This is a genomic window from Umezawaea sp. Da 62-37, from assembly GCF_032460545.1.
Lineage (GTDB): Bacteria > Actinomycetota > Actinomycetes > Mycobacteriales > Pseudonocardiaceae > Umezawaea.
This window is the reverse complement of the sequence record NZ_CP135965.1, coordinates 7,378,856-7,403,406: the sequence shown is the minus strand read 5'-3', so window position 1 is coordinate 7,403,406 and position 24,551 is coordinate 7,378,856. Positions and strand designations below refer to the sequence as shown.

The following is a 24,551-nucleotide window of genomic DNA, read 5'->3' as shown; positions in this document are numbered from 1 at the left end:
TACGCCCAGCCTATCGAGTGTCCTCGTCGACCCGGCGGCGGAGTTCGGCGGCACCGCGCGGTGGTGGACCCGGAGGTCACCGGCTCTGCTCGGGTGCGGGCGGCAGGTGCGGGGTGGGAGCGCCGGAGTCGGCCGCGGCCGGTGCCGTCGGGACGGTCGCGGTGAGCCAGGGGTCCCCGCTCGTGGGGACCCCCCGACTCTCACATCACGGGCGGGGTACGACATTTCCGGAAGACGAGCGGAGTGGGCGTCGGCGGCAGCGACTCGCATGGCGGACCGGGCGTCCCCCAGTCGTGAGAACCCCCGATGCACATCGTACGGAAGGGGTACGACAGTTTCGGGTAAGCGGTTTCAGCTAAGCGGGAGAGGCGTTTTTGTCGGTACCCGCCTGTAGCGTCCGGATTCGGGGGGTCCTGAATTCCGGGAGGCCCTGTTCGTGTTGTCCGGAAAAGGATCGGGGTGTCCCGGTTCGGGCGAACCGGGACACCCCAAGCACTTCAGCCGACCGTCAGAGCACCATGCTGCGGATCTGGCGGGCCGCCACGGACAGGGTGGCGAGGTCCAGGCGGTTGGCCTGGTTGATCTCCTCGAGCGCCGCCCGTGCGCGGCTCAGGCGCGAGGCGTTCATCTGCTCCCAGGTGGCGATCTTCTCCTCCGGGCTGTCGCCGGGGTCGCTGATGCGCAGCACGTCGAGCGTGATGGAGCGCAGCGAGGAGTAGAAGTCGTCGCGCAGGGCGAGCCTGGCGAGGGCGTGCCAGCGGTTGCCGCGTTCCAGCGCGCTGACCGAGCTGAGCATGTGGTCCATGTCCAGGTGCTCGGACAGCGCGTGGTACAGCTCCGCGGTCTCCAGGTGCGAGCGCTCCGGGAGCAGGCCCGTGCCGTCGCCCGCCTCGCGTTCGGCGAGCTCGGCGATCTCGGTGATGTCGAGCAGGCTGTAGGTGAACAGCTGCGAGGCGACGCGGCACGCGAGGTCCTGGGAGACGCCCGCGTTGACGAGCCGGGCGACGTGCAGGTCGAGCGAGGTGCGTTCCCGGCCCTGCAACAGGTCCGGGACCTTGCCCGCCAGCTCGGCGACGACTCCGGCGAACCTCGAGATCGTGGACCCCACCTGGAGCGGCTGCGGGCGGTTCGACAGCAGCCAGCGCGACGCGCGGTCGAGCAGGCGCCGCGATTCGAGGATCATCTCGTCGGTGACGTCCGTGGCGAGCACGTTGTCCAGCGAGCGGATCTCCTCCCAGTGCGCCTTGAGGCCGAAGATCCCGGTGACCACGGCGAACGCGCGGACCGCGTCGGTCGGGGACGCGCTGATCTCCTCGGTCAGGCGGAACGGGTAGGAGATGCCCGCGCCGTCGACGACCTCGTTGACGAGCACGGTCGTCGTGATCTGCTTGCGCAGCGGGTGCGCGGGGATCACGTCGTCGAAGCGCTCGCGCAGCTCGCTGGGGAAGTACTCCGGCAGCTTGCGGGCGAACGTCTCGATCTCCGGCAGGTCGCTGGCGAGCACGTCCTCCTTGAGCGCGAGCTTCACGTGCGCGAGCAGCGTGCACAGCTCGGGCGAGGTGAGCCCCTGCTCCGCCTTCTCCATCGCGCGGAACTGGGCGGTGCTGGGCAGCGCTTCCAGCTCGCGGTCGAGCACGCCGCGCTTCTCCAGGTCCGCGACGAGCCTGGCGTGCACCGACAGCATCGGCACGGCGTGCGCCCGGCTGACGCCCATCACGGCGTTCTGCGAGTAGTTGTCCGACAGCACCAGCTCGCCGACCTCGTCGGTCATCTGCCCGAGCAGGTCGTTGCGCTGGTCCTGGTCGAACTTGCCCTCGCGGACGAGCTGGTCCAGCAGGATCTTGATGTTGACCTCGTGGTCGGAGCAGTCGACACCGGCCGAGTTGTCCAGGGCGTCGGTGTTGACCTTGCCGCCCTTGCGGGCGAACTCGATCCGGCCGCGCTGGGTGAGGCCGAGGTTGCCGCCCTCGCCGACGACCTTGACCCGCAGGTCCGCGCCGTTGACGCGCAGCCCGTCGTTGGCCTTGTCGCCGACCTCGGAGTGCGTCTCGGTCGCCGCCTTCACGTACGTGCCGATGCCGCCGTTCCACAGCAGGTCGACCGGCGACAGCAGGATCGCCTTCATCAGCTCGTGCGGCGACAGCTTCACGACGTCGTCGTCGATGCCGAGCGCGGCCCGCGCCTCGGGGCTGATCGGGATGGACTTGGCCGTGCGCGGCCAGACACCGCCACCGGCGCTGACCAGGCCGAGGTCGTAGTCCGCCCAGGACGAGCGCGGCAGCTCGAAGAGCCGCTTGCGCTCGGCGAACGACGGCGCGGCGGCCGGGGTGGGGTCGATGAAGATGTGCCGGTGGTCGAACGCCGCGACCAGCCGGATGTGCTCGGACAGCAGCATGCCGTTGCCGAACACGTCACCGGACATGTCGCCGACGCCGACGACGGTGAACTCCTCGGACTGGGTGTTCACGCCCAGCTCGCGGAAGTTGCGCTTCACGCTCTCCCACGCGCCCTTGGCCGTGATGCCCATGGCCTTGTGGTCGTAGCCGACCGAGCCGCCGGAGGCGAACGCGTCGCCGAGCCAGAAGCCGTAGGAGATGGCGACCTCGTTGGCGATGTCGGAGAACTGGGCGGTGCCCTTGTCCGCCGCGACCACGAGGTAGGTGTCGTCGCCGTCGTGCCGGACGACCTGCGGCGCGGGGACGACCTTGCCCGAGTCGAGGTTGTCGGTCAGGTCCAGCAGGCCGGAGATGAACTGGCGGTAGCAGGCGATGCCCTCCGCCAGGAACGCCTCGCGGTCCAGGCCGGTGTCTCCCGTCGTGGCGGGCGGGCGCTTGACGACGAACCCGCCCTTGGCCCCGACCGGCACGATGACCGCGTTCTTCACGGCCTGCGCCTTGACCAGGCCGAGTACCTCCGTGCGGAAGTCCTCCCGCCGGTCCGACCAGCGCAGCCCGCCGCGCGCGACCGCGCCGAAGCGCAGGTGCACGCCCTCGATGCGGGGCGAGTACACGAAGATCTCGAACCGCGGCCGGGGCTGCGGCAGCTCCGGGATGGCCTGCGGGTTCAGCTTCACGGCCAGGTACGGGCGCGCGGAGCCGTCGGCGTCGCGGAAGAAGTAGTTCGTCCGCAGCGTGGCCTGCACGAGCGTGAGCAGGCTGCGCAGGATGCGGTCGGCGTCCAGGCTCGTGACGTCGTCGATCAGCTTGGCCAGGTTTCCGACCAGCGACTCGGTGCGGGCCTCGCGGTTCGCGTCGTCCAGCGCCGGGTCGAAGCGGGCCTCGAAGAGGTGCACGAGCTCGCTCGCGACCTCGGTGTGGCCGAGGACGACGTCCTCGATGTAGTCCTGGCTGTAGGGCGTGCCCGCCTGGCGCAGGTACTTCGCGTACGCGCGCAGCATCGCGGCCTGCTGCCACGTCAGACCCGCCTGGAGCACCAGGGTGTTGAAGCCGTCGACCTCCGCCTCACCGCGCCACGCGGCGGCGAACGCGTCCTGGAACCGGGTCTGCACGGTGTCCAGGTCCGACTCGTTCAGCCGGTCCAGGATCTTCGACTCGATGCGCAGGCCGAAGTCGTAGATCCAGCACAGCACGCCGTCCTCGCGGGTGAGGTCGTACGGGCGCTCGTCGACCACGACGACGCCCATGCGCTGCAACATCGGCAGCACCTGCGACAGCGTGATCCGGTCGCCCGCCAGGAACAGCTTGAACCGCCGTTCCCCCGGCTCGGCGTCGTCCGGCATGTAGAAGACCATGTCCAGGTCGCCGGGCCGCAGCGCCTCGATCCGGCGGAAGTCCGCCAGGCCGTCGGCCGCGGAGAAGTCCTCCTTGTAGGCCTCCGGGAAGGCCGCGGCGAACCGCTGGCCCTGCTCGCTGGCCGACTCGGCGCCCAGACCGCCGGTCTGACCGCCGTCGCCCTGCTCGGCGAGCACGGCGTCGACCATCCGGTCGTCCCAGCTGCGCACGGCCTCGGCGAGCCGGTTCTGCAGGTCGACCGCGTCGACGTCGACCGTGCGGGCCGGGTCGGTGTGCACCATGAAGTGCACCCGCGCCAGAGCGGACTCCCCTATGCGGGCGCTGTACTCCAGGTTGACGCCGCCCAGCGCGTCGAGCAGCACCTCCTGCATGGCCAGCCGCGACGTCGTCGTGTAGCGGTCGCGCGGCAGGTACACCAGGCACGAGTAGAAGCGGCCGTACGGGTCGCGGCGCAGGAACAGCCGCAGCCGGCGGCGTTCGGCGAGCGCGATCACGCCCGCGACGGTCGCGTAGAGCGTGTCGGCGTCGACCGAGAACAGCTCGGTGCGCGGGTAGTTCTGGATCACTTCGAGCATCCGCTGCCCCGAGTACGAGTGCAGCGGGAAGCCAGCGCGGTGGATCACGTCGCGCACCCGGCGTTCGATGACCGGGATGTCGAGCACGTCCTCGTGCAGGGCGGTCGTGCCGAACACGCCGAGGAACCGGTGCTCGCCGGTCACCCGGCCGTCGGCGTCGAACGTCTTCACGCCCACGTAGTACGGGTACACCGAGCGGTGCACGCTCGACTGGGCGCTGGCCTGGGTCAGCACCAGCAGTTCCGGGGCCAGCGCCTGCGCGCCCGCGTCCGGCCCGGCGGTGAGGCTGCGCGCCGCGAGGCTGTCCTGGCGCAGCACGCCGAGACCGGAGGCGAGGACCGCGCGCAGGGCCGGTTCGCCGCCGGTCGCCGGGTCGTCGCGGATCAGCTCGTACTGGCGGTAGCCCAGGAAGGTGAAGTGGTCGTCGGCGAGCCAGCGCAGCAGCTTCGCGCCGTCGCTCGTCTCGTCCCCCGACAGCCGCGGCGGATCGGAGTCCAGCCGGTCGGCGAGCTGACGGGCGGTGGCCGCCATCTTGTCGGTGTCCTCGACGACCTCGCGGACGTCGTTGAGCACCGTGTGCAGCCTGGTCTCCAGCTCGCGGGCCCGGTCGGGGTCCGTGATCAGGTCGACCTCGATGTTCATCCACGACTCGGCGATCGCGTCCGACGGCGGCGCGGACGGGTCCGCGAGCGGCAGGACCTCGTGCAGGTCACCGGTCACCGGGTCGCGGCGGACCACGACGATCGGGTGCACCACCCGCTGGACCTGGACTCCGCCGCGGGTCAGCTCGGAGGCGACCGAGTCGACCAGGTAGGGCATGTCGTCGGTGACGACCTGCACGACGGTGACCGGGCAGGTCCACCCGTCGTGCGCGCGGGTCGGGTTGAGGATGCGCACGGCCGGGCGGCCGGGCACCCGCGACTCGGCGAGTTGGTGGTTGGACCGCACCGCGCCCAGCAGGTCCACGGGGTCGTCGTCGTTGACTTCCTCGGCGGGCACGTGGCGGTAGTACAGGCGGATGAGATCGGCGAGTTCCGGCGCGGCGGCGGCAGCCCGTTCGATCAATTCATCCCGCACCTGCTCGGGACTGGCCGAGCGGCTTTCGCCCGGCTCGGCACGGCCGGCGTCGAACTCGGAACGGGACGGGGCTCCAGTCGAGGTCATGTTCAGGCGACTCTCCAAGCTATCCGGCACCTCTGTGTACCGGGTCCGGCCACCACAGTAGATGGCACGTCGGAACGGGGTGGCAATGCCCCGGTTACTGAATCGAACAACCTCGGCGACTTTCCGGAAAGCCGGGTAAAACGGCTTTTCCCGTCTTTATCGACGCCACGGCTTTGTTACCGGTGGGAAACCTTATTAAAACCTCAAATCACATTCTCATGATTCGGGAAGCGTCCACCGGTCGTAGGGCGGCCCCGACTCGTCGTCCGGCCCGCCCTCGTGGATCGGGCCGGTCGACTCGACGTCGCGCACCGGGGTCAGGTACGTGGTCTTCTCCGAGTCCGTCGGCTCGCGGCCGGGCTCGGCGGCGCGGTGGCCCGCCCGCTCCAGCCGGTCGGGCGAGATCGGCTCGGCGGGCGTCCCGGAGGACGAGATCCAGTCCGCGATCTCCTCGCCCGCCGTCTGGTCGGCCTCGGGGTCCGAGCGCCGCCCGGTCTCGTAGGCGACCAGGGCCTCGGTCAACAGTTCGGCGAGACTGAGATCACTCTTGTGCCTGCGCGACGCGCGGGCCGCGCTGGGGACCTCGATGGTCCGGTCGCCCACCACGACCGCGGTGACGAACGGGTCCACCGGCTCCTCGGGTGTCGGTTCCGGCTCCCCTGCCGGGACGGTCCGGGGCGGTCCGGGCATGTCGGGCAGGTCGTCCTCGACGTCCGCGGAACTGAGGAACCGCGACCGCCCGAGGTCGAACCCGCTGCTCGTCGGCGGCCGGGGAATCGGGTCCGGGATGGGGATGTCCGGGATGTCGTCGGGATCCGGGACGGACGGCACATGGTCGGGTTCCGGCTCGGGTTCGCGGATCGGGGTCGGGGTGACCGGGTCGGGCGGGCGCGGCGGCTCGGTGCCGTAGTCCGGTTCGGGCATGGACGCCCTGATGCCGTCCGACGATCCGGCGGACCCGGGTCCGGAACGGCCGGGCGAGTCGACGCCGAACGCTTGGTCCGTCTGATCGACTTGGTTCGCCTGGTGGCTGACGCCGGTCCCGTGGTCGGAGCGCGGAGCGGGGTCGGTGTCCGGACCGCCGGTACCCGCAGGCGCGTCCGGTCCGACGATCTCCGCGTGGCCGTTCGCCGCGCCGGACGGGCGGTTGGTGTCGGGACCCGGCCACACGCCGGACGAACCGCCGAAGCCGGGCGGGAATGGCGCACCGGGAGCGCGCGGGGGCGTGTTCTCCTGCTTGGCGGGTCCGGGGTCGTTGTCGGATCGCCGGGGCATGCCCGCGTCGGGGTTGCCGCGCGGCGGTTCGGCGGCCGAGGCGCGGTTGAGCCACCGCGCGGACTCGGAACCCGGCCCGCCGTCGGACAGCCCGGCCCCGAACACGTCCACGCTCACGATCCCGTCGGTCCACAGACCGGGCGGGATGCCCGCGGGGCCGAGCGACGACTCCGGGGCCGAGGGCCGGTTGGTCCACCGCACGGACTCGGACCCCGGAATGCCACCGGGCGCCCGCGTCGGCGGGCTGTCGGGGCCACGAGCCGGTTCGGCGGCACCGGGCCGCGACCCGGAAGCGTCGTCACCCCACCGGTCGGACTCGGCACCGGCCGATCCCGCGTCTCCGCGGGACGCCCCCGCGCCGGGGTCACCGTCCGACCAGCGACCGGACTCCGTACCGGAAGCACCGCTCGGTGAGCCGGGAGCGCCCTGGGGCGACTGCGCGCCGAAACCGTTGTCGGCCCACGAGCCGATGTCGGAACCGGGCCCGGCCGGTCCGGAACCGGGTGAGCCGGGATGTCCATGCGGCACCTGCGCGCCGAAACCGCCATCCGCCCAGGAGGCGGCACCCGAAGCCGGGCCACGGGACGACTCGTCATCCGACCAGCGACCGGACTCGTCACCGCCCGCTGCGGCGAAACCTCGTGGCGACTGCCCGCCCACACCGCCGTCAGCCCACGGGGCGACATCGGAACCGGCACCGGTGGCCGGAGCCCGAGGCACGCCCGCGTCCGGAGCACCGCTCGGCCACTGACCGGATTCGCTGCCGGACCTGCCCTGGCCACCCGGCGACCCGGCGGGCCCCTGCCCGCCGAACCCACCATCGGTCCGCGCGGCCGAATCCGAACCACGGGACGGCCCAGTGGCCGAAGCACCGTTCGGCCACTGACCCGACTCCGGACCGGACCCGGCGGGGCCGGCACCCGGCGAACCGGCGAAGCCCTGGGGTGGTTGGGCGCCGAAGGTGCCGTCGGGCCACGGGGTGCCGGGCCCGGCGGGGTGGCCGGGGGTGTGCGGGTTGGCGGAGGGGCCTGCGGGCCGGTCCGCGGGGGCTGGGCCGGAGGTGGGGAAGCCGGGTGGGGTGTTGGCGCCGGTGGCGGAGTTGCGGTTGGACCAGCGGGCCGACTCGGGCAGGGCGTCCGGGGAGTGGGCACCGGGAGCCGGGTTGCCGTGCGAGCCCACGGGGGTCGAGCCGTCGAGCCTGGGTGGGAACTCGGTGTCGGAGCCACGGGTGAGCGGGGCGCCGGGGGCGTTCGGGGCGGCGGAGCGCGGGGGCTCCGGCGGGCGTGGGGGTTCCAGGCCCGCGCCGGGGTGGCGGGGTTGTTCCTGGGGGGACTGCGGGCTGCGGGCCGGTGGGATCACCGGGCCCTTGACGAGGGCGGCGCCCAGGCCGGTGTTCGGTCGGACGACGGGGAGGCCGTCGGCACCGACGGCGGGCTGCACCATCGTGGGGGCGTCGAACAGGTTCGCCGGAGGCGGTTGCGGAGGCTCCTCGGCGGGACGCGGGCGCTGCGGCGGTTCGACCCGCCACTTGGGGATCTGCGCCTCCGCGGCGGGCTGCTCGGGCCACCGGGCGGCAGGGTCCTCGTCCGTCGGGGTGTCCTGGGCGGTGTCGTCCTCGGCGTCTGGCGCCCGCCTGCGGCCTCCGCTGCGGCGCTTGTCCAGCAGGCCCGCGGCTTCCAGGGTCTCCAGGACGTTCACGACCTCCTGGTCCGGCTCGTAACCGGGCTCGGAGGGCGACTGGGCCTCCACCGGTTCCGCCTGCGGGGCCAGCACGGCCGGTGCTTCCTCCTCGGCGGCCTCCCGAGCGGCTCGGCGGCGACCGCTGCGCATCGCGCCCGCGGCGGCGATGAGACCGGCGGCCGGAACCGCCTCGTCACCCGCCGGGGTCGCGGCGGTGTCGGTGGCGTCCGGTGAGGCCTGCCGGTCCTCGGCACGCCTGCGGCCACCGGAGGCGGTCGGGATCTCGGACTCGTCCGATTCGGCCGACGGGTCCACCTCGCCGAAGGGCTGCACCAGCCGCCAGCGGTCGGCGGCGTGGGCGCGGGCAGCCGAGATGCCTTCCACGGTCATGTCCTCGGCCGCGCGGAGGGTGCGCTTGGCGCGTTGCGCCTCGGTCCTCGGCGTCTGCGTCGGACGCCACTGGCGCAACTGCTGCTTCAGCTCGGGGGCCAGCACGGCGTCGGCGGGAGGCTGGCTGCCGCGCATCGCGCCCTGCGCCGAGGCGGCGCGCCCGTCGCCAGGCCGCAGGAGGCCGCCCAACTGCTCGTGCGGACCTACCGGGTGGCGGTGCGCCCCGGAGAACTCGGCGGCCAGGCGGGCGCGCACGGCGTAGACCGCGCGGGCCCGGCGGCGTTCGGCCGCGTGGGCCGAACGCAGGTCGGTCAGGGCCTCGGACAGCTCGCCGGAGACCTCGTGGACGTGGGCGAGCGCCAGCAGGCTTTCCGCCAGCAGGGTGTCCAACTGGTGGCGCTGGGCGCTGTCGGCCGCGTCGCGCAGCATCGCGCGTGCGATGTCCACCCGGCCCGCGGGCAGGTGGACCCTGGTCGCCAGTGCCAGCCGCAGCCAGCCGACGTCCGTGGCGGACGGCGCCCGCACGGGGAGGTCGAGCAGCGGCGAGCCGATCTCGGAGGCCTCGCCGAAGCGGTTGGAGTCCATGAGCGCGCAGACCAGTTCCAGGGTCAGCCTGCCCCGGACCTGGCCGCTGTCGACCGACGGGTCGGTCAGCTCGGCCAGGAGTTCGAGGCCCTTGCCCGCCGCGTCGGTGGCGCCTTGCAGGTCGCCCCAGCGGCGGTGCTGCGCGGCGGCGGAGGCGTGCAGCAGGCCCCGTTGCAGCAGCCTGGTGTCGGTGTCGAGCGAACCGTCGGCCACGTAGAGCTGGTCGGCCTCGCTCAGCGCCATCACCAGCTGCGGACCGCGGCCGATGGTCACGAGGCAGTCGCTGGCCTGCACGAGCGCGGCGGCGCGCAGGGCGGGCGGGACGCCTTCCGCGGCCAGCACCGGGCGGACCGCGCCGAAGCCCGTCAACGGGGCTCCGACGGCGGTCGCGCACGCGGCCAGTTCGACGCGCAGGCGCCAGGCCGTCTCCTGCTCGCCCGCGTTCTCCGCGGCCTTCAGCGCGTCCAGCGCGCGGTCGGCGACGCGGACACCGCGGCCCATCCGGTTGCTGGCGAAGACCACCAGCGACTCCGCCCGCAACCGGTCGATCTCGTCACGGCGGGTCGAGGCGAGCGCGACCGCGCGCTCACCGAGCACCAGAGCCAGCTCCGGTGCCCGCCAACGCAGCCGCCAGGCGGGCACGACCAGCGTGCTCACCTCGACGTCCGCCTGCGCTTCGCCTCTCGCCGCCATGCGTCCCGGCTCAGTCCCTCGTCAGCTTGCGGTAGGTGACCCGGTGGGGGCGGGCCGCTTCCGCGCCGAGGCGCGTGAGCTTGTTCTTCTCATACCCCTCGAAGTTGCCCTCGAACCAGTACCACTTGGACGGGTCCTCCTCCGTGCCCTCCCAGGCCAGGATGTGGGTCGCCACTCGGTCCAGGAACCACCGGTCGTGCGAGATCACGACGGCGCAGCCGGGGAACTGCTCCAGCGCGTTCTCCATCGAGCCGAGGGTCTCGACGTCCAGGTCGTTCGTCGGTTCGTCCAGCAGGATCAGGTTGCCGCCCTGCTGGAGGGTCATGGCCAGGTTCAGCCGGTTGCGCTCGCCACCGGAGAGCACGCCCGCGGGCTTCTGCTGGTCGGGCCCCTTGAAGCCGAACGCGCTGACGTACGCCCGCGACGGCATCTCGACGTTGCCGACGTGGATGTAGTCGAGGCCGCCGGAGACGGTCTCCCACACGGTCTTCTTCGGGTCGAGGCCCGAGCGGTTCTGGTCGACGTAGGACAGCTTGACCGTCTCGCCGACCTTGACCTTGCCCGAGTCCGGGTCCTCGAGACCGACGATGGTCTTGAACAGCGTCGTCTTGCCGACGCCGTTCGGGCCGATGACGCCGACGATGCCGTTGCGCGGCAGGTCGAACGTCAGGTCGTCGATGAGGACGCGGTCGCCGAAGCCCTTCTTCAGGTCGTTGACCTCGACCACGACGCTGCCCAGACGCGGGCCCGGCGGGATCTGGATCTCCTCGAAGTCGAGCTTGCGGGTCTTCTCGGCCTCCGCGGCCATCTCCTCGTAGCGGTCGAGGCGGGCCTTGGACTTGGCCTGGCGGGCCTTGGCGCCCGACCGGACCCAGTCCAGCTCGTCGCGCAGCCGCTTCTGGAGCTTCTGGTCCTTCTTGCCGGAGACGGCCAGCCGGTCGGCCTTCTTCTCCAGGTAGGTCGAGTAGTTGCCCTCGTACGGGTGGGTCTTGCCGCGGTCGATCTCGAGGATCCACTCGGCGAGGTTGTCGAGGAAGTACCTGTCGTGCGTGACGGCGAGGACGGCGCCCGCGTACCCGGCGAGGTGCTGTTCCAGCCACAGGACGCTCTCCGCGTCCAGGTGGTTGGTGGGCTCGTCGAGCAGCAGCAGGTCGGGCTTGCTCAGCAGCAGCTTGCACAGCGCGACCCGACGGCGCTCACCACCGGACAGCTTGGTCACGTCCGCGTCCGGCGGCGGGCACCGGAGGGCGTCCATCGCCTGGTCAAGCTGGGAGTCGATGTCCCACGCGTTGGCGTGGTCGAGGTCCTCCTGGAGCGACCCCATCTCCTCCATCAGCTCGTCGGAGTAGTCGGTGGCCATCTTCTCGGCGATCTCGTTGTAGCGGTCGAGCTTCACCTTGATCTCGCCGAGGCCCTCCTCGACGTTGCCGAGGACCGTCTTCTCCTCGTTCAGCGGGGGCTCCTGCTGGAGGATGCCCACCGTGTAGCCGGGAGCCAGGTACGCCTCGCCGTTACCCGGCACGTCCAGACCGGCCATGATCTTGAGGACGCTCGACTTGCCCGCCCCGTTGGGGCCGACGACGCCGATCTTGGCACCGGGGAGGAACATGATCGTGACGTCATCAAGGATGACCTTGTCCCCGTGCGCCTTGCGCACCTTCTTCATGGTGTAAATGAACTCGGCCATGGTCGCGATCGTAGAGCGACGCCGATCCGGCTAGAACCGCGGTTGCCAGCAGCGCGTCTTTCGACACTGAAGAGTTAACTCGGCCGAGGGTCACCCACGCCTGCCACACGCCCCGATCGGGGCTTGTGATCAGTGGTCGCGCAGTGCTTTGACCAGCTCGTCCTTGGTCATGTTCGACCGGCCGTCGATGTCAAGTTCCGACGCCCGTCCGCGCAGGTCCTCCACGGTCCACTCCTCGTAACCGGCGGCGCGGCCACCCCTGGCGCCGACCTCCGACCTTCCCTCCCTCGCGCTCGCGTTGGCGATCCGGGCCGCCTTCTCGGCGGAAGCACCCTCGTCGCGCAGTTTCCGGTACAGCTCCTCGTCCTTGATGCTCGGGTTGGGCATCGTCACCACCTCCGCGCGGGGGTTACCCCGAACGGCCCCACGGCCAACCCGCCGTCCGTCAGGACGGCACTCCCACCACCTCCCGCGCCCGCTCGTCCTCCTTGCGGGGCGCCACGATGTCCGGGCTCGGCACCCCGGCCGCCACGGGCCTGGTGTGCTCGACCTCGACCTTCGCCCACCTCAGGTTCGGCCCCACGGCGCTCGCCTCGATCTCCGGGATGTGCCGCCGCTCCCCGTCCAGGTCGTAGTCGCGGTTGCGGAGCTTCCCGGTGACGATCACCGAGTCGCCCCTCACCAGCGATCTGCCGACCCCGTCGGCGAGTTGTCGCCAGCACGTCACGTTCAGGAACAGCTTGTCGCCGTCAACGAACCCACCCGACTCGGAGTTGTAGCGCCGCTCCACCGAGAGCACCCGGAAGGCGGCGCGGCTGAACCCCGACGCGAGTTCCTTGTGCGTGACCTCGCTGACCACGATGCCCACGACCGTGATCGCCGTTCCGTTCCAACCCATCGCCCTGCCTCCGAATTCCCCGTTCCCACCGTCGTGACCAGCTTCCGACCTGCTGGTTCGGCACGGAAGGACGAGTCCTCGATCTGTGGACAACCACCCCGCCTGTGGACAGGTCGTGATCTTGGAAACCGGATCGTCGTACCCGTGTGGTATCCGTCACCTGAAATGAGTGAGTACTCACTCCTTGACATGAGTGAGTACTCACTCATACATTGGCGACATGCCAGAGGAAGCCGCTCCCCGTCGTCGCCGAGCGCCGGCGATGAGCCTGGAAGACCGCCGCGACGCGCTCGTCCAGGCCACCATCCCGCTGCTGCTCGTGCACGGCGCGAACGTCACCACCAGCCAGATCGCCAAGGCGGCCGACGTCGCGGAGGGCACGGTCTTCCGGGCCTTCAAGGACAAGCAGGAGCTCATCGGCCGCGCCCTCAAGACCGCGATGGAGCCCGACACCGAGATCGGGCTGATCGACCGGATCCCGGCGACCGACCCGATCGAACGGCGGCTGGTCGGCGGCGTCGCGGCGGTCAGCGGCTACCTGGACCGCATGTGGTCGCTGATGAGCGCGCTGCGGGACACCGGCTTCGACCCGCACGACGGCGAGGAGCGCCGCCGGGAGCACAAGGGCCCGCCCGAGGGGATGTTGGAGGTCATGGGGCGGATCGCCGGGCTGTTCGAGCCGGACGCCGAGCGGCTGCGGGTCGAACCCGCGCTGGCCGCCCGGCTCCTCATGGGGATCGTCTTCACCAACCGCATGCAGCAGCAGGGGTTCGGCGAGGGCATGGCGGAACCGGAGCAGCTCGTCGAGCTGTTCCTGCACGGCACCATCCGAGGCGGGGAAGACGAATGAACGACCTGATGATCGAGGCGCGGGACGTCGGCAAGGCGTTCGGCGACGTGAAGGCCCTCGACGGGGTGAGCATCGCCGTGCCCAGGGGCACCGTGCTCGGCCTGCTCGGCCACAACGGCGCGGGCAAGACCACGCTGGTCAACGTCCTGACGACGCTGCTGCCGCACGACTCCGGCACGGCGAGCGTCGCCGGGTTCGACGTGGCGACCCACGGCCACGACGTGCGCAGCCGGATCGGTCTGACCGGCCAGTTCGCCGCCGTGGACGAGCAGCTGTCCGGCACCGACAACCTCATCCTGATCGCCCGGCTGCTCGGCGCGTCGCCGCGGGAGGCGCGCGCCAGGGCCGCTGAGCTGATGGAGGTCTTCGACCTCGCGGACGCGGCCAAGCGGCTGTCCCGCACCTACTCCGGCGGCATGCGCAGGCGGCTGGACCTCGCCGCGGGCCTGGTCGGCCGCCCCGACGTGATCTTCCTGGACGAGCCGACCACCGGCCTCGACCCGTCGAGCAGGCTGAGCATGTGGGAGATCGTGGAGAAGCTGGTCTCCGACGGCACCACGGTCCTGCTGACCACCCAGTACCTCGACGAGGCCGACCGGCTGGCCGACTCGATCACCGTCCTGTCCGCGGGCCGGGTCGTCGCCTCGGGCACCAGCTCCGAGCTGAAGGCCCAGGTCGGCCAGCGCAGCGTCACGGTGACCCTCGCGTCCGCCGCCGACGTGCCCACGGCCATGCGCTCGCTGGAGCAGGCGGGCCTGCAACCCGTGCTCGACGCCGCGCACAACACCCTCACCGCACCCGTCACCGCCTCGCGGGAACTGGCCGTCGTGGTGCGCGCGCTGGACGAGGTCGGCGTGGAGGCCAGTGAACTGGCGCTCGGCGAACCGACCCTCGACGACGTGTACCTCACCCTCGCCGCCCACCAGGCCGCCTGAACAGGAGTTGGCCCATGACCACCACACTCACCCACGCGCCCGTCGAGGCGCAGGCCAAGGCCTGGCGCGGCAGCGGCTTCGGGACCCAGATCCTCGTGCTGACGCAGAGATCCCTGCGCGCGGTCGTCAGCGACCCCCGCATCGTGATCTTCAGCGTCCTCCAGCCGCTGATCATGCTGACGCTGTTCAGCCAGATCTTCAGCAGCATCGCCAACACGCCCGGCTTCCCGCAGGGCGTCGCCTACATCGACTTCCTGATGCCCGCGATCCTGGTGAACACGGCCATGCAGTCCGCCCTCCAGGCGGGCGTCGGGCTGGTGACCGACATGAAGAACGGCGTGCTGGCCAGGTTCCGCTCGCTGCCGATCCAGCCGAGTTCGGTGCTGATCGCGCGCAGCCTGTCCGACCTGGTGCGCAGCGCGTTCCAGCTGCTGGTCATGATCGCGTTCGCGGTGCTGATCTTCGGCTTCTCCCCCGCGGGCGGGTTCTTCGGGGTGGCCGCCGCGCTGGCGCTCGCGCTGATCGTCGGCTGGGGGCTCGGCTGGGTCTTCCTGGCCATCGCGGCCTGGGTGCGCAACGCGGAGCTGATGCAGACCGTCGGCTTCCTGGCGATCTTCCCGCTGATGTTCGCCTCCAGCGCGTACGTGCCGGTCACCGGCCTGCCGGGCTGGTTGCAGGCCATCGCCAACGTCAACCCGTTGACGCACGCCGTGAACGCGGCCCGCGGCCTCGCGCTCGACCAGCCGGTCACCGGCGCGGTGGCCGCGATCGCGATCAGCCTGGGCATCGCCGCCGTCGGCGGGGCGCTCGCGGTGAAGGGGTTCCGCAAGCCGCTCTAGTCGGCCTTGTCGGTGCTGTCGGCGCTGTCGGCCTTCCCGCCGGACATCTTCCTCAGCATCGCGTTGTAGGCGGCCAGGTCGGCGCCGCCGTCACCGTCCGCCCGCCGGTCCAGCCGGCGGGCGTCGCGGTTGTCGGACCTGGCCCACTGCACCAGCAGCGCCACCATCACGACCAGCAGCGGCACCTCACCGGCCGCCCACGCGATACCGCCGCCGAGCCGCTGGTCGTCGAGCTGCGAGGTCACCCACGGCAGGCCCATCGAGCGGTAGTAGAGCTCGCCGATGACGGACTGCGAGCTCATCAGCACGATGCCGAAGAACGCGTGGAACGGGATCGACGCGAACAGCAGGCCAAGGCGCCCCAGCGGGGGCAGCCGGTTGGGCGCCGGGTCGATGCCGATCACCGGCCAGTAGAAGACGTAGCCGACCAGGATGAAGTGGGCGTTCATCGCCAGGTGCGCCCAGTGGTTGGGCAGCGCGCTGTCGAACAGGCCGGAGAAGTACAGGCCGTAGAACGACCCCACGAACAGGAACAGCGCGACGAACGGGTTGGTCAGCACCTTCGCGACCGGCGACTGCACGAACGCCAGCAGCCACTCGCGCGGTCCGGGTGGCCCGTCGCCCGCCGTGGGCAGGGCGCGCAGCGCGAGCGTCACGGGCCCGCCGAGCACCAGCAGGATCGGCGCCAGCATGGACAGCAGCATGTGCGCTTCCATGTGCACGCTGAACATCGCGGGCGCGTACCGGCCGACCCCCGACGAGGTGGCGAACAGGACGGTGGCGCAGCCCAGCACCCAGGCCACCGTGCGGCCGACCGGCCAGGAGTCGCCGCGCTTGCGCAGCCTGCGGACGCCGAGCAGGTACAGCACCGCGAGGGCGATGGAGACCGTGCCGAAGATCAGGTCGAACCGCCAGTCGAAGAACAGCCGGAACGCCGTCGGAGCGCCCGCGAGGTCGTAGCCGATGCGCAGCTCGACCGTGCTGGGCAGCGCCCTGCCGTCGGTCGGGGGCGGTGTGCGGCTCAGCCCGGCGGCCAGGCCGAGGGTGATGAACATCAGCAGGACCTCGACGCCCGCCAGCCGGAGCAGGGCCCTGCCGGACCCCTTCTCCACGACGTCGCGGACACCGCGGACGCGTTGCAGGTAACCGATTCCGCCCAGCAGCAGCAAAGCCGCCGTCTTGGCCGTGACGAGCAGCCCGTAGTCCGTGGTGAACAGGTCGCGCAGCGGCAGCCGCACCAGCGCGTTGACCACGCCGGAGACCGCCATCACGATCCAGCAGACCAGAGCGATCGCGGAGAACCTGGTCGTGGCCAGCGCCAGGTCCGAGCCGCGTCGGCGGCCGTGCGCGAGCAGCGCGATGAGCCCGCCCACCCACACCGCGGCCGCGACGAGGTGGAACAGCAGGCTGTTGGTGGCCATGTCGTGCGAGCCGCCGCCGGAGGAGTGGCCGGTGACCGCCACCGGCACCAGGGCGAACAGCGCCAGGAAGAACAGCACCGCCGTCCAACCCCAGGACAGGACCAGGGTGGTGCCCAGCGCGATCAGCGCCACGATGACCGCGGTGATCACCCACGCGCGCGCCTGCTCGATCAGGCCGACGACCTGGAGCAGTTCCGCGGGGTTGAACAGGTCGAGCACCGGTTGCCCGAACGCGTCGGCCGCGGTGAACGGCACGGCCAGCACGGCTCCCAGCGTCCACAGCAGCGACGTCCACCCCGCCGTGCGCAGCGCCGCGTACCCGTCGGCCGCCAGCAGCCCGGAAGCCTGCGGCCGCACCAGGAACGCGGCCAGCAGCAGCGACCCGATGGTCACGACCGCGGCCGACTCGGTGAGCACCCGGACGATGATCAGACCGATCCGGTCGTTGCCCGTCGCGGACGTCAGACCGGCCGCGAGCAGCGCCGCGATCCCGCTCCCGACCACCAGCAGGGGCACCAGACCGGTCCGCTGCCTGCGGGGGCTCGGCGGGGACTCGACGTCGGTGAGGGCTTCGGATGGCACGTCCCGAGCCTAGGCCGCCTGTCACCCCGGAGACCAACCCCCGAGTGGCGGTGATCGCACCCACTACGGTTTCGCCCCGTGACCCGCCCTTCTCGTGCCCTCCCGGTGCTGTTGGCCTCCCTGGCCCTCGCGGGCTGCAGCTACTCGATCAACGGCTCGGCGCTGCCGGACCCCAGCGGCACACCCGACGCGCCGCGGACGACGTCGGCGGCGCCGTCCTCGACCTCGGCCTCCACCGCGGCCGGGCCCGCTCCGAAGATCGCCAAGCCGCGCACGGTCGCGGGCGTGGACCCGTGCAAGATGCTGGACGCCGCGGACCTCAAGGGCATCGGCCCGTTCAAGCGGGAGTCCCGGCGGCAGGACGACACGATCCCCGAGTCGTGCCAGTACCTGCTCGACGACGGCAGCACGGGCGGGCGGACCGTCGTGACGGCCCTGTACCAGCGCTACGAGCAGGTGCGGGACCGGCAGAAGAACGGCAAGGAGCAGCTCGTCGAGGGGCACTCGACGTGGTGGTTCTGCCAGCTGACCGGGTCCGAGGAGGTGTGCACGGCCACGATCGCGGTGAACGCGAACCGCAGCATCCTGGTCGCGATGTCCCAGGCAGGCGGCGTTCCGGACCAGATGGTGGTCGCGATGGCACCCCTGCTCAAGGCCGCGCTGGCTCGGATTCCGGTCGCGTAGCGGCCAGTTCACGACGGCGGGAGCGGGCGGCGAACCGGACCGCGGGCACGATCAGCACGCAGACGCAGGCGACGAAGCCGAGCGACGCGGTGAGCGAGCTGAGCTGGGCGAGCCCGCCGACGATCGGCGGCCCGGCCAGGAACCCCGTGTACGCGACGGTCGTGACCAGGCCAAGTTCCCTCTCGCCACCGGTCCCGTCGGCGCGGCGGCCCGCGTCGCCCGCCAGGTCCATGATCACCGGGAAGGCGAACGCGAGCCCCAGTCCGGCGAGCGCGAACCCGAGGTAGCCCGTGGCGGGCACCGGGATGAGGACGGCCGAGGCCAGGCCGAGCGCCGCGACGACCGCGCCGCGCGCGAGCAGGCCGTACGGCCCCCACCGGCGCTGGGCGGGTTCGCCCGCGAGGCGCGCGCAGGCCATCGTGACGGAGAACACGGCGTAGGCGGCGGCCGCGGCGGCGTCGCCCATCCCCCGCTCCCGCACCAGGAACAGCGCGGACCAGTCGGCCGACGCGCCCTCGGCGATGGCGGAGCAGAACGCGATGCCCGCCAGCAGCCACAGGACCGGACGGCGCAGCACGGGCGGCTGCGGGCCGACCTCCTGCTCGCGGTGCCGTTCACCGGACCCGCCGGGCACCGCGCGGTAGGACCACGCCAGCACGACCAGGCAGACGGCCGCGGCGAGCAGGAAGTGCGGCATCGGCGTCCACCCGACCGCGGCGGCCAGCGCGGCGCCGAGCGAGCCGATCAGGCCGCCGAAGCTGAAGCCCGCGTGGAACTGCGGCATCAGCGGGCGGTCCAGTTCGCGGATCACCGAGACGGCGGCGACGTTCATGGACACGTCCAGGGCGGCGATGCCCGACCCCAGCAGGAACAGCGCCAGTCCGAGTTGCAGCGGGGTCGACGCGAGGGCCAGGACGGGCAGCACGAGCGCGCTCACGACGCCGCTGACCAGCACCACCCGGCGCGCTCCGACGGCGGCGCAGACGCGGGCGGCGAACGGGGCGGTCAGCGCGAGGCCTGCGCTGGCGCCGAGCAGCGACAGGCCGAGCGTGCCCGCGCTCGCCCCCACCTGCGTGGCGAGCGCGGGCACGCGGGCGGCCCACGATCCGAAGACCACGCCGTTGAAGACGAAGACGATGAACACGGCCGGTCTGGGCGTTGGCATGGCGGTCCTCCTCCGAAGGTGTCCCGTCCAGGATGACTGAAGCGCTTCAGATCCGTCCAGTCCGATTGCCGGCGCCACTGGCTACCCTCATGACCGTGGACCCCGCCCGACCGCGCAAGCCGACCCTCGACACCGTCGCCGGTGTCGTCGGGGTCTCGCGCGCGACGGTGTCGAACGCCTACAACCGGCCCGACCAGCTGTCCGCCGCGCTGCGGGAGCGGATCATGGCCGCCGCGCTCGAACTCGGCTACGCCGGACCGGACCCGGTGGCCCGCAGCCTCGCGACCAGGTCCAGCGCCGCCGTCGCCTTCATGCTCGGCCAGCCGCTGACCGCCGCGTTCTCCGATCCGGCGACCAGCGTGGTCCTCGACGGTCTGGCGTCCACTGTGGACGGACGCGACCACTGCCTCGTGCTGATGCCGGGCAACGAGACCGGCGGTCCACGTCCGGAGACCGTGGCCAGGGCGCAGGCCGACGTGTTCGTGGCGTACTCGCTGCCCGACGACGCGCCCGCGCTCGCCGCCGTGCGCGCCCGCGGCCTGCCGCTGCTGGTGATCGACCAGCCCGTGCTGCCCGGCACCGCCCGCGTCGAGGTCGACGACGTCGGCGGCGCCAGATCGGCCGCCGAACACCTGCTCTCGCTCGGCCACCGCCGGTTCGGCGTGCTCACGTTCGCGCTGCACCCCGGCGGCAGGTCCGGGCCGGTCGACGGGCGCGCCGAAGCCTCGTTCCGGGTCACCAGGGACCGGCTGGCGGGTTTCCTCGACGCGCTGGCCGCCGCGGGCGTCACCGACGTGCCGACGTGGGAGGCGGGCGCGAGCAGACGCGAGCTCGGCCGCACCGGCACGAGATGGCTCCTGGGGCAGGACCCCAGACCCACGGCCCTCCTGTGCGCGTCCGACGAACTCGCCTTCGGCGCCCTGCGCGCCGTGAGCGACGCCGGGCTGGCGACACCCGCCGACGTGTCCGTCACGGGCTTCGACGACGTGCCGGACGCCAAGCACGCCGACCCGCCGTTGACGACGGTGCGGCAGCCGTTGGCCGAGAAGGGGCGCAGAGCCGGCGAGCTGGCGCTGCGACTGCTCGACGGCGAGAGCCCCGGAGGGCCGATCAGAGTGCCGGTGGACCTCGTCGTACGGGCCTCCACCTGCCCACCGAAGTGATCTGCGTCACTTTCGGCCGTTCTTGACCAAGATTCGGGGCTCCGAACGGAAACGGTCAAACGTCTTCCGGCGATGAGCACGGTGGGGGCGGCTACGCTGCTACGGCACGTGGTCGGCACCCCTCCAGCCTCCGTAGCTCAGTGGAGAGAGCGAGGGACTTCTAATCCCGAGGTCGCAGGTTCGAATCCTGCCGGGGGCACTGCACTGACCAGGCAAAACAGGTGAAGATCGGGTCGATAGCTCGGACGCGTGGCATAGGTCGTGGCATGCGTCCGAGCTATTCTTGTACCCATGACGCGCCGGAAGAAGGATCCAGCCGCGCGAGACCAGCAGGGTTTCGAGACGCTGAAGAGCGGAGCGCTGCGGGTTCGCGTGTACGCGGGTCGAGATCCGATCACCCGCAAGGAGATCTGGCTTCGCGAAACGGTCCCGGCAGGGGACGACGCCTGGGATCGCGCACGCAGAGTACGCACTCGACTACTGCATCAGGTCGACGAAGGTAAGGCCTCAAAGTCCTCACTGACCAACCAGCAACTGCTGGAGCTGTACCTGACCCCAGGGCGCGTCGAGGGCACAACCCTCGATGGCTATATCCGGAAAGCCAAAACTCATATTTACCCACTTATCGGCAAAGAACAAATCAGCAAAACGACCAATCGAACGCTGAATAAGTTCTATGCAGAACTTCTTAGATGTCGAATGCACTGCACCCCATTAGAGGTCAACATCGATCACCGAACTCGAATGAAGCATGAATGCGATAGTCGGTGCACGCCTCATGAGTGCAGCCCACTTTCCGCCTCGTCGATTCGCCAGATGCACTTTTGTCTTAGCGGCGCCTATAAGTGGGCGATGCAGCAGGACGAGAACTGGCTCTCCGAAAATCCTGCCGAACTTGCAAGCCCGCCTCCGGCAGTAAATCCCGAACCGGATCCTCCAACACCCGAAGAAGCAGCCAGGATTATTAACGAATGCTGGAGTGATCCAATCTTCGGCCCCTTCGTCTGGATCGCCATGTGCACAGGTGCTCGACGAGGGGAAAACTGCGCTCATCGATGGAACAAAATTGTCAAGCGTCACAAGAAAGAGCTACACGATACTGAACACAAATGTTCGGAAGTCGGATGCGAGTGGCAACTTGAGATCAATCGAAGCATTGCCCAGGTAGGAAAAAAGACATGGGAAAAACCAACAAAAACTAATCAGCGCCGATTCATCATCCTGGATAACGAAAGCATTGCCGTCCTGGAGGATTATCGAAATTACTGCGAAGCAAGGGCAGCCGCGTTTGGTATGACACTTAAAGATGACGGATACATTTTTTCCGACTCGCCCGACGGGAGCAAATACCTAATACCCTCTACAGTAAGCCAGAAGTACGAACGCTTGGTCGAGCAGCTTGGAATCAAGACGCTTCTCAAGGCCTTGCGGCACTACAATGTCACGGAGCTGATAGCAGCTGGCGTGGACATTCGCACCATCGCGGGACGCGTCGGCCATGCAGGTGGCGGAACCACCACGATGCGCGTATATGCCGCATTCACCAATGCCGCAGATCAGCGCGCCGCAAAGAAACTTGGCGATCATCTCCCGCCACGACCGACAGGGCGAGCCGAAAAGAAGCGAGATCCGTACCCGTTTGAGCTGGTTGCTGCAGAGTACAGAACTTTGATCAAGTCAGGTCACTTCGGGCCGGAGAACCCGTTCCCTACTACAGTCGAACTCGCACAGGAGAAGTTCGTATCCGCTGGTACCGCGAACCGTGCCATTGGCATTCTGAAAGAGGAGGGACTTATTTCAGCTGGCCGTGGCATTAGGACTCGAGTTCTTTGGTCTAGCTCGAACTCAGATGAGGCAACAACGCCTCCAGCAGCAACAGAGCCGCCTGCACGGATCTCGACAATTGAACACAAGCCGAACATCCTTCAAACGCAAGCCAGTACACCGTTGGTGGAACTCGACATTCTCCACCTAGGATCGCCATTTAGAAAGATCACCGCTTCGGTAGCCCCCGACGATTTGGATAAGATTCGCCAGTTGCTCGCAGATGCGATGCGCCGACGCCGCATTGATGAATCAGAGATTGGCGACTTTGAAGTTGACATTCGACTTCCAGGAGATGCTACTATTTTGAGTACCTTCGCCACTTCTCCAGTACCGGACAGGACGGTTGATGACAACGTCAGGCGCCTGCCAGTCGGACGCGCAGAGCCAGCTGCCTCGTAGAATTCGAGCTTCCGACTTCGGGACGTCGATACCCTTCGTTAAACTAGGCGCTTCTGCCACAACCACGATGAATGCAACTGCCAACGCCGCCGTGTCCCAGCAGGGCATGTAGCTCCCTGGGCCTTTCTCTGAAAACGTGCCGCTCGTAGGGAAGCTTGATCTGCCACAGACGGGCAACCTGCAAAATTAGGACCATCGAGTTCGACAAGCTCTTGTTTGCGCCCGGCTTTCTAGGCGATGATCACAACAGCGCCGCACACGGACTCAGAAGGCTCGACGCGCTTGGCGTTGACGAGAGGGTGAAACTGGTGGAGCACAACGGCGATCAGGGCGGGTACAACCCCGACACAGGAAACGTGGCCAGGTTCGTCGTATTCGGCGCCTTCGGCGAAATACTCGCGCGCTTCCAGGTTCTGGAGCTTGCCTTCTGGGGCATCCTGGCGCATCGCCAGAAGCGCGGCATGACTCTGGAACAGCGGATGGGGAAGATCGAAGGCTGGAATCGCGGAGTTTTGGGCAACCTCGTCGCGGCGGCCGACCTGCCAGCCGAACTGGACGAGGAGGCACACCGTGCAGTCGAGGCCCGCAACTATCTCGTGCACCGCTTCATGCGCGACCGGATGCCTTTCCTGCACGACGCCGCGTTCTGCGAGCAGGTCGGGACCGAGTTGGCCAAAGTGAGCAGCCGCTTGGATGACTTCGAGACGGCGCTCGGCGACCACACCCGAGCACTGGGCGTTCCTGAGGTCACCGACGACGAACTCTCGGAATTGGGTCTGGCCAACCCCGATCCCAACCTGTGGTTCTCGTAACCCGCATCGCCCGGACGGCACTCGGCCGAGTACCGATCACTGGTCGTCCTGATCATTGGCAAGTGCGGCAGCCGTTGCGCCGCGTCCGGCGAAGAGTCCGCGGTAGAGGACCCGCTTGCAGGCGAGGAGACCCGCGCGCCGGAACGTGCTCTCGAAGTCGAAGCGTTTGAGACCGCTGTGTTCGCTTTGTACGAGAATCCAAGAGTTCCACTGCTTGCGCAGAGTCTCCCAAGGAACTCCTTGCGCGCGAGGCCTGGCAACGAACCGGGCGAGCACCAACTGGGGTACCAACTGGGACCGTGCGCGGTAGTTCCCGTCAGTGCGGTGATTGTCGAACCGGGCGCGGGCCGCGCGGTAGGCGTCCGCGACCTCTTCAGGTGCGACTGCTGGATGGACATCGAGAGTGATCCGCTCCGACCACGCCGTCCAGCGCTGCTCGCGGATGTTCTCGGCTCCTTCGGTGACTCTGATCAGCCCGATCAGCGGGGTCACGCCGGTGAGCACCCAGGTGGCTGCCTGGCCCGGCTCCCAGCCGTGCGAGACCGCCAAGCCGGTCGCGAGCCGACGCAGGCGACCCAGCACCGTGCCCGGCGCCACGACCACCATGCGAACGTGGCTGAAGCCCGGAGCGACATAAGCCAGTTGGTCGACGAACACCCGGTTCACCGCGCCTGGCAGTGGTTGCCCGAACTCCCAGCCAGGCGGGAGCAGTACCTGCGCCTGCCGGACATCCTCATCGCGGTCGGTGTGCTCGGCGATCCAGTCTTCGACCTGATCGAGCTGGATGAGGCCGGCAGCGAGGAACTCCTTGCGGAACTCGGCGATCTGACGGTCGTGGTCGGCTTCGGCTGCTACATTCTCGCTCAACGCCAAGGCATATGCAGTCGACCGCGCGCCGACGTCAGCTGAGCGCGAGCTGGCCGAGACCGGCGCCAGAGTTTCCTCTGGGGCCGTGGAACCAACCGGCTCGACGTCTGGATACACAGCCCGCATGTTCTTGATCAACGAGATGCAGTCGTCCAGTTCCTCTTGCAGTCCATCGTCGTCGGCCTCCAACAACTCCCCGACGACTCGCCGCTTCAGCAGGAAATCCCACTCCCGCTCCGTCACGGCGCCGCGTAGGTGCTTCGTCAGCCTTTTTCGGATCTCGACCTCGTCTACCACGATTTTTGACT

General features: G+C 69.8%; 15 protein-coding genes and 1 tRNA gene. 8 read left to right on the top strand and 8 right to left on the bottom strand.

From position 1 onward, the window contains the following. Positions 1–508: 508 nt before the first annotated feature. The 5 genes from RM788_RS34155 to RM788_RS34135 all read right to left on the bottom strand — a co-directional run bounded on the left by RM788_RS34155 (position 509) and on the right by RM788_RS34135 (position 12,699). A complete protein-coding gene (locus RM788_RS34155; protein WP_315922829.1) occupies positions 509–5,491 on the bottom strand; it encodes an NAD-glutamate dehydrogenase in 4,983 nt (1,660 codons plus the stop codon). Between the two features lie 216 nt (positions 5,492–5,707). Next, positions 5,708–10,114 carry a hypothetical protein gene (locus tag RM788_RS34150; protein ID WP_315922827.1) on the bottom strand — a complete coding sequence of 1,469 codons (4,407 nt, stop codon included), beginning with the start codon at positions 10,112–10,114 and terminating at the stop codon, positions 5,708–5,710. A 10-nt stretch (positions 10,115–10,124) separates the two neighbouring features. Continuing rightward, complete coding sequence (ettA, locus tag RM788_RS34145; protein ID WP_315922825.1) at positions 10,125–11,801, bottom strand: energy-dependent translational throttle protein EttA; 1,677 nt, start codon at positions 11,799–11,801, stop codon at positions 10,125–10,127. A gap of 129 nt (positions 11,802–11,930) precedes the next feature. Next, positions 11,931–12,188, bottom strand: coding sequence for a DUF7218 family protein (locus RM788_RS34140; protein ID WP_315922823.1), 258 nt, complete (start codon positions 12,186–12,188; stop codon positions 11,931–11,933). 58 nt (positions 12,189–12,246) lie between these two features. Continuing rightward, positions 12,247–12,699 (bottom strand): single-stranded DNA-binding protein, encoded by a 453-nt coding sequence (locus tag RM788_RS34135; protein WP_315922820.1) that lies wholly within the window; start codon positions 12,697–12,699, stop codon positions 12,247–12,249. Between the two features lie 220 nt (positions 12,700–12,919). Here RM788_RS34135 and RM788_RS34130 point away from each other — a divergent pair, with 220 nt between their 5' ends. The 3 genes from RM788_RS34130 to RM788_RS34120 are packed head-to-tail and all read left to right on the top strand — an operon-like array spanning position 12,920 to position 15,323. Continuing rightward, positions 12,920–13,549: a TetR/AcrR family transcriptional regulator gene (locus RM788_RS34130; protein ID WP_315922818.1), complete on the top strand. Its 630-nt coding sequence runs from the start codon at positions 12,920–12,922 to the stop codon at positions 13,547–13,549. Then, positions 13,546–14,484 (top strand): ATP-binding cassette domain-containing protein, encoded by a 939-nt coding sequence (locus RM788_RS34125; RefSeq protein WP_315922817.1) that lies wholly within the window; start codon positions 13,546–13,548, stop codon positions 14,482–14,484. The genes RM788_RS34130 and RM788_RS34125 overlap by 4 nt, the downstream gene beginning before the upstream one ends. A 14-nt stretch (positions 14,485–14,498) precedes the next feature. Further along, a complete protein-coding gene (locus RM788_RS34120; protein ID WP_315922815.1) occupies positions 14,499–15,323 on the top strand; it encodes an ABC transporter permease in 825 nt (274 codons plus the stop codon). Here the strand turns inward: RM788_RS34120 and RM788_RS34115 are convergent. Next, entirely contained in the window at positions 15,320–17,326 is a 2,007-nt protein-coding gene (locus RM788_RS34115) for a bifunctional copper resistance protein CopD/cytochrome c oxidase assembly protein (RefSeq protein ID WP_315922813.1), read from the bottom strand. The two genes, RM788_RS34120 and RM788_RS34115, sit on opposite strands and share 4 nt — an antisense overlap. 78 nt (positions 17,327–17,404) lie before the next feature. Between RM788_RS34115 and RM788_RS34110 the strand changes: the two genes are divergently transcribed. Next, positions 17,405–18,010 carry a DUF3558 family protein gene (locus tag RM788_RS34110; protein ID WP_315922812.1) on the top strand — a complete coding sequence of 202 codons (606 nt, stop codon included), beginning with the start codon at positions 17,405–17,407 and terminating at the stop codon, positions 18,008–18,010. Here RM788_RS34110 and RM788_RS34105 read toward each other — a convergent pair. Further along, entirely contained in the window at positions 17,976–19,175 is a 1,200-nt protein-coding gene (locus RM788_RS34105) for an MFS transporter (protein WP_315922810.1), read from the bottom strand. The two genes, RM788_RS34110 and RM788_RS34105, sit on opposite strands and share 35 nt — an antisense overlap. Before the next feature lie 95 nt (positions 19,176–19,270). Here RM788_RS34105 and RM788_RS34100 point away from each other — a divergent pair, with 95 nt between their 5' ends. From RM788_RS34100 to RM788_RS34085, 4 genes are all read left to right on the top strand, one after another. Further along, positions 19,271–20,338, top strand: coding sequence for a LacI family DNA-binding transcriptional regulator (locus RM788_RS34100; protein ID WP_315922808.1), 1,068 nt, complete (start codon positions 19,271–19,273; stop codon positions 20,336–20,338). Between the two features lie 126 nt (positions 20,339–20,464). Continuing rightward, positions 20,465–20,537, top strand: a tRNA-Arg gene (locus tag RM788_RS34095). 92 nt (positions 20,538–20,629) lie between these two features. Further along, entirely contained in the window at positions 20,630–22,564 is a 1,935-nt protein-coding gene (locus tag RM788_RS34090) for a tyrosine-type recombinase/integrase (protein WP_315922806.1), read from the top strand. Between the two features lie 299 nt (positions 22,565–22,863). Beyond that, positions 22,864–23,376 carry a hypothetical protein gene (locus RM788_RS34085; RefSeq protein WP_315922804.1) on the top strand — a complete coding sequence of 171 codons (513 nt, stop codon included), beginning with the start codon at positions 22,864–22,866 and terminating at the stop codon, positions 23,374–23,376. Positions 23,377–23,412: 36 nt separating this feature from the next. Here RM788_RS34085 and RM788_RS34080 read toward each other — a convergent pair whose 3' ends face one another. Then, entirely contained in the window at positions 23,413–24,540 is a 1,128-nt protein-coding gene (locus RM788_RS34080; protein WP_315922802.1) for a hypothetical protein, read from the bottom strand. Between the last annotated feature and the right edge of the window lie 11 nt (positions 24,541–24,551).